The sequence below is a fragment of the Brevundimonas sp. UBA7838 genome (genome assembly GCF_002500885.1).
Lineage (GTDB): Bacteria > Pseudomonadota > Alphaproteobacteria > Caulobacterales > Caulobacteraceae > Brevundimonas > Brevundimonas vesicularis_C.
The window spans coordinates 659-6648 of the sequence record NZ_DLTK01000147.1 but is presented as its reverse complement, the minus strand read 5'-3'; the positions used below and the strand labels follow the sequence as shown (position 1 = coordinate 6648).

Here is a 5990-nt window from a genome sequence, read left to right as displayed (position 1 = left end):
GTTTCAGGGGGTCACGTCACCGGTCATCCGGCACAAGGTTGACGGCCTTGGCCCCTACAGGGTCGCGGAGCATGGCACTGAAATGCTGTAGCCCGCTATTCGAACCGTCGAGGCTGACTGGCAGGTGGCTGATAAAATCGGCGCCCTCGCGGATGTAGCCCGCCCATTCGATGCAAGCGGCCAGAGCCATGAAGGGGCTGTCCGCTTCGGCCCAGAAGCGGGCGCCGTCGAGAGGGTTGTTCGCGCTGTCGAGAACCAGATGCTCGTTCGCCCAGAACCAAGCCATTCGGTCGTCGTGCGAGACCTTATCGACTCCGAACAATCCAGCGATGTGGATGGCGAGCGCACCCGCTCCGGCGTCGGTGATCGGATGGCCTTCGGCGAAGGTCAGCAGAGCCTTGCAGATGTCGTCGCCCTGCGGATTGAGACCGGCGGACGGGATCGGGTAGACGCGGCCTCGGAAGTCCACGCTGTGCGGGAAGTAAATCGCTTCTTCGTCAGCGAACTTTTCCGCGACCCATAGACGCTGACTAATCGCCAGTCGCTTCGATAGGTTGGCCGAGTTCAGGTCGTGGATGTCGGCGGCTTCGCGCTTCCAGCGGGCTTTCACCTGTTCGTCGTGAGCGAACTCGGGCGGGCGAGGCGGGAGATCGAGCGGTTGTCGATTGGGTAGACCACCCACCACGCCGCCCCCGTCCCAAACCTCACGGATCACATCGAGGATCGGCCGGTTGATTCGCCATGCCGTCGATTGGATCGCGTTCACGGCCGAGTAAACGGCGGACATTTCGACTGTGCGGAGATGTTCGTGATAGGCGGCGTTCGTCTCCTTTACGAGGCGCGCACCCGGCGTCTTGGTGACGTAGCCGCCACGGAACGGCGTGGTCCATCGGCGCGGCGGGACGATCATCGGAAGATGCATCGGCTCTAACAGTTCGCACCGGGCGTGCTGTTGTTCGAGCCAACGGTGAACGGCCTCGGTCGGTCGAATGACCTTCGTGCCGCGCGCGATGCTCTCGATAACGAACAGGCCGGTCACATCGCAGAACAGTTCGAGGGCCTTTGCCCCCGCGCGAACGCGCTGTTGCAGGGTGAACGTGCGGTCCACCCCGTGTTCGATCATGATGTCCTTGATGGCCTTGCGCTTCTTGCTTGTGACCAGAGAGGAAGCGTTCTGTTGGGACTTGAGCAGCCCCTTAAAGACATCCTTCCGGTTCTGGCGAAGGCCGTCCATCTGGATGTGTTCGATGATGGCTTTGGCGACCGCGATACAGGTGGCGGTAAACTTCATGCCGCTCGCGGCGGCGTCGAGTGCGACCCGGCCTGTCAGATAAGCGGCTTCGTCGGCCCCGATCTGCGACAGGATCAGGTGGGCGTCCACGCCACGCGCCGCGCCGCCATGATCGACGCGCTCGCAGAACTCGCGAATCGCAGCAGCGGTCGGCTCCGTCGCCAACTTGAGAAGCTGACGGCCGGGCGGAAGGTCCGCCTCTTCATCAGCGGCGCGGGTCTCGTTACGCCACGGCATGGGGCGGCTCGCACGATAGCGGCTTGCGCCGAGCGCGCGTGACTCGTTCTCAAGGTCGATCTGACGAGCGACCTTCTGTCGATATGTTTCGGTGTTCACCTCGATATTTATCGAGGCAGGGCCTGCCCTTAAGGGCGGTCAGAAAGTCGTAAGACGACCGTATCAGTCGCCGTCGTAGGTGAAAGGAATGTAGTCATATCGGCCGTCGTCAACGGGATAGACGTAATCTCCGAAAAGCTTTTGAGCGGCTTTCCGATAAACGTGTTCACCGCCAGACGAGACCGTTTCGATGCGGTTGTATGGCGTAAACCACAACACGCCCGATTTGTGCTGCAAGAAAAGATTGCCGTTCTGCGAAGGTTCGTGGACCGACACACTCTGATCTCCCATGAGGATCACCCGTGAGGACGATTGAACGTAGTCCACGGTCGCCCAGCGTTCAGGGTCATAATTTGAGATATAGGCGGCGTGCCAAGGCGTCGGAGGCTGTCCGTAAACATCGTCGAATGTGGCTTGAACGTCCGTGAAGCCACGCGCCGTCAAATAGCGAATGAAATCGTCTTCGGTTGTGACTGCATCCGGGCCACCGCCAAATCTCCCTGCGTTCTCCTCCGAAGTGACGATGCTGTGTCTGCATGGCTTCTTGCTGAACGACAGGCCGACGACCTCGCCGACAACGAATTCTTTTTTGGTCTCCCAGTTCATCTCGACCAACACGCGATCCCCTTCGGACCAGCCTTCGTGGCCGTTGACCGGATAGGCTTCGCGGGCGCCATCGAAGCGGACGAGAACAACATGGTATGCAGTCATCCCGCGACGATAGCCACGAGCAGCCGACCGGGGAAGTGACCCTTTAGTGCAGGGCTTGTGTATTAGTGAGGCAAGGTATGGGCACCAAGAAGTTCGATGCCGAGGACTTCGAGGGCTTCCTGAAGCTGTTGCCCAAGGAGAAGGACGGGGTGCGGCTGCGGCACGCGCTGGAGGTTCGCAACCCGACCTTCGCCACCGAACAGTTCTATGATCTGGCCCGGAAATACGGCGCGGCCATCGTCTATGCGGTCGATGACGAGGAGCCGACCTGGCCCCAGATCGACGAAGCGACCGCCGATTTCAGCTACGCCCGGCTGATGTCCAGCCGCGAGGACGAGCCGACCGGCATGACGGCGGCCGAGCTGGAGGCGGTGGCGGATCAGGCGAAAACCTGGGCCGAACGCGGCGAGGTCTTCGCCTACTTCATCTCGGGTGCGAAGGTGCGGAACCCTGCGGCGGCTCAGGCGCTGATCGCCAAGCTGAAATAGCGGTCCGTACGCTTGCGGACCCGCTGCCGTCCTCACATCTAAGGCCGGCTCAATGCAAAGCCTGAAGGACTATTCCCATGCCGATCGCCACACGCGCCTTCGCCGCGACCGCCGCCGACAAGCCGCTGACGCCCTACAGCTTCGAGCGCCGTGATCCGGGCCCGGACGATGTGCTGATCGACATCAAATACTGCGGCGTCTGCCACTCCGACCTTCACGCCGCGCGCGGCGAGACGGGCGGCACGGCCTTCCCCCTAGTGCCGGGTCATGAGATCGCGGGCGTGGTCAAGGCAGTCGGATCGAACGTCACCCGCTTCAAGGAAGGCGACCGCGTCGGCGTCGGCTGCATGGTCGACAGCTGCCGCGAATGCGCCTCCTGCCAGGAAGGCGTCGAACAGTATTGCATCCCCGGCTTCACCGGCACCTACGGCGGCAAGGACAAGAAAGGCGGCACGTCGGAAGCCATCACCCAGGGCGGCTATTCCGACCACATCACCGTCGATCAGCATTTCGTCCTGTCCATCCCCGACAGCCTGGCGCTGGACGTCGCCGCTCCCTTGCTGTGCGCCGGCATCACCACCTATTCGCCGTTGAAGGAATGGGGCGTGGGCCCCGGCTCCAAGGTCGCGGTCATCGGCCTGGGCGGCCTGGGCCACATGGCCGTCAAGCTGGCGGCGGCGATGGGGGCGGAAGTCACCGTTCTGTCCACCTCGGACCGCAAGAAGGCCGACGCCGAACGGATGGGCGCCAAACACTTCCTGATCAACTCCGACAAGGATGCGATGAAGGCGGCGGCCGAGAAGTTCGACCTGATCATCAATACCGTCTCGGCCACACACGAGATCGCCAGCCACATCCAGTTGCTGGCCCGCGACGGCACCATGATCATGCTGGGCCTCACCACCGAGGGCCTGCCGGTCTTCGCCCTGCCGCTGCTGTGGCGTCGTCGCCGCATCGCCGGCTCGCTGATCGGCGGCATCAGGGAGACGCAAGAGATGCTGGACTTCTGCGCCGAGCACGGCATCGCTTGCGACATCGAGACCATCACCCCGGACCAGATCAACGACGCCTATGAGCGGATGCTGAAATCCGACGTCCGCTATCGCTTCGTCATCGATATGGAAAAGCTGGCCGCCTGATCGCCGGGACGAAGATCAACGAAACGCGACGGAGGCATGAAACTTCCGTCGCGTCAGATTCTCGCCTTGCGCGCTAGCGCTCGCACGTTAATCCTGAACTCCGACAAGGCCTTCTAAGGGTCTGCACAGGGACAGGAGACGATATGGCGCGCGTAGCTTTCGTGACGGGCGGGACCCGGGGCATCGGCAAGGCGATCGTTCAGCGCCTGCATGAGGACGGCTTCAAGGTCGCCGCCGGCTATTCCGGCAACGACGAGGCGGCCAAGGCCATCGCCGATGCGCTGGACGTCATGGTGGTCAAAGGCAACGTCGGCAGCTTCGACGACTGCGCCCGCGCGGTGAAGGAGGTCGAGGATCAGCTCGGCCCCATCGACATCTTGGTCAACAACGCCGGCATCACCCGCGACGGCTTCTTCCACAAGATGAGCCACGACCAGTGGTCCGACGTGATCCGCGTCAACATGGACAGCGTCTTCAACATGACGCGCCAGGTCATCAACGGCATGCGCGACCGGGGCCACGGGCGCATCGTCAACATTTCCTCGATCAACGGTCAGAAGGGTCAGATCGGCCAGACCAATTATTCCGCCGCCAAGGCAGGAATGATCGGCTTCACCAAGGCGCTGGCTCTGGAGAATGCGCGCAAGGGCGTGACCGTGAACTGCATCGCGCCCGGCTATATCGACACCGAAATGGTCGGCGCCATGGACCCCAAGGTGCTGGAAGGCATCATCAGCCACATCCCCGTCGGCCGCCTGGGCAAGGGCGAGGAGATCGCCGACATGGTGTCCTGGCTCGTGGGCGAGCGTGCCGGATATGTCACAGGCTGCACACTGTCGCTGAACGGCGGTCAGTACCTGGTGGGTTGAGGCGGGCTTCGCCCAAAATCCGCCGCGCGCGGGTTTCATCAAGTCTGTCATGAAGTTGTTGGGATCGGTCAGGGCGAAAAAGTCGCCACGCGTGAACGCGATGGCGGTCGCCGCCATCGCGGTCATCGGCGTGGGCGTCGTCGCGCCTGTGGTCATCCCGTCCGAAAGCCAGGCCCAGTCCCGCCGGACCGTGCCGCCGACCGCCCGCTACGTCAGCAGCAGCGGCCAGGGCTTTATCCTGGACACCTCCGGATCGCGGCCGCTGATGCGGCTGGAGCGGTCGACCGAGGTCTGGGTCTTGCGGCCCACGCCCGCCCCGCGCGGAGACATCATCTACCGCAACGACAACGGCGATCAGGTACTGCGTGTCACGCCCGACGGCGCCGTGACACTCTATACCACCGCGACCCCCCAAGGCTCGCCGGCTTCGCGCGTCGGCGAGGCACAGGGCCTGGCCAGCGCGGCCATGACGGGCGCTCAGCTTGTCGAATATTTCATGCGCCAGAGCTACCGCGCCAGCCAGGCGATGGGCCGGCTGATCGTCATCGACGTCGATATCCAGCCCGGCTCTGAACAGGTTGCCGCCGACACCGTCTCGGCCGCCAGCGACGCCATCGTGCGCATGGCCAGATCCTCCAACCTGCGCGCCCAAGTCGAGCGGGTGCGCCGCGTCGTCGTATCGGATCAAGGACGTCCGGGCGTCAGCCTGGTCCAGGGCACGTTGAGGATCGTCATCGACGCCGACGCCGGCATCGCCGGCCGACCGTCGTCGGCCCGGATCGTGCGAGTCGTGGGCGGAGACGCCCTGAACCGCTAACCCAGGAAGCTGTCCTTGGCTGCCCGGCGCGCGGCGAACTGATCCGCGTCCGTCGCGGTCATGAACGGGTTGAACCTCTTCTCCACCCCCAGCGTCGTCGGCACGGTCGGTTCGCCCCGCGCGCGCGCCTCGAAGATCGCCTGGGCATGGGCGGCGGTCTCGGGCCGGTCATCCAGGCTCAGGGTGAAGCGCGCGTTCGACGCCGTATATTCGTGCGCGCACCAGATCCCGGTCTGATCAGGCCAGACCTTCAGCCGTTGCAGGCTCTCGAACATCTGCTCGGGCGTTCCCTCGAACAGCCGACCGCAGCCCAGGGCGAACAGGGTGTCGCCGGTGAAG

General features: G+C 63.6%; 6 protein-coding genes and 1 pseudogene. 4 read left to right on the top strand and 3 right to left on the bottom strand.

The genetic code is table 11. The features are described 5' to 3' along the window. Positions 1–16 precede the first annotated feature (16 nt). Positions 17–1627 carry a DNA-directed RNA polymerase gene (locus B3T77_RS15385; RefSeq protein WP_292080688.1) on the bottom strand — a complete coding sequence of 537 codons (1611 nt, stop codon included), beginning with the start codon at positions 1625–1627 and terminating at the stop codon, positions 17–19. A gap of 63 nt (positions 1628–1690) precedes the next feature. After that, complete coding sequence (locus B3T77_RS15380; RefSeq protein ID WP_292080687.1) at positions 1691–2338, bottom strand: hypothetical protein; 648 nt, start codon at positions 2336–2338, stop codon at positions 1691–1693. Positions 2339–2409: 71 nt separating this feature from the next. Between B3T77_RS15380 and B3T77_RS15375 the strand changes: the two are divergent. From B3T77_RS15375 to B3T77_RS15360, 4 genes and pseudogenes are all read left to right on the top strand, one after another. Continuing rightward, a pseudogene (locus B3T77_RS15375) lies at positions 2410–2826 on the top strand (DUF72 domain-containing protein); the annotation flags it as partial. 77 nt (positions 2827–2903) lie between these two features. After that, positions 2904–3965, top strand: a complete 1062-nt coding sequence (locus B3T77_RS15370) for an NAD(P)-dependent alcohol dehydrogenase (RefSeq protein WP_292080686.1) — start codon at positions 2904–2906, stop codon at positions 3963–3965. A 143-nt stretch (positions 3966–4108) separates the two neighbouring features. Continuing rightward, complete coding sequence (gene phbB, locus B3T77_RS15365) at positions 4109–4834, top strand: acetoacetyl-CoA reductase (protein WP_017505756.1); 726 nt, start codon at positions 4109–4111, stop codon at positions 4832–4834. A 100-nt stretch (positions 4835–4934) separates the two neighbouring features. Then, the gene (locus B3T77_RS15360) at positions 4935–5651 is read left to right on the top strand and encodes a DUF4908 domain-containing protein (protein WP_292080689.1); all 717 of its coding nucleotides are present in this window, start codon (positions 4935–4937) and stop codon (positions 5649–5651) included. Here the strand turns inward: B3T77_RS15360 and B3T77_RS15355 are convergent. After that, on the bottom strand, positions 5648–5990 hold a 343-nt coding region (locus tag B3T77_RS15355), incomplete at its 5' end, for a hydroxyacylglutathione hydrolase C-terminal domain-containing protein (protein ID WP_292080685.1). The two genes, B3T77_RS15360 and B3T77_RS15355, sit on opposite strands and share 4 nt — an antisense overlap.

Coding starts and splice junctions, on each gene's coding strand:
- phbB (WP_017505756.1), top strand. CDS start 4,109: ATGGCGCGCGTAGCTTTCGTGACGGGCGGGACCCGGGGCATCGGCAAG.
- B3T77_RS15370 (WP_292080686.1), top strand. CDS start 2,904: ATGCCGATCGCCACACGCGCCTTCGCCGCGACCGCCGCCGACAAGCCG.
- B3T77_RS15360 (WP_292080689.1), top strand. CDS start 4,935: ATGGCGGTCGCCGCCATCGCGGTCATCGGCGTGGGCGTCGTCGCGCCT.
- B3T77_RS15380 (WP_292080687.1), bottom strand. CDS start 2,338: ATGACTGCATACCATGTTGTTCTCGTCCGCTTCGATGGCGCCCGCGAA.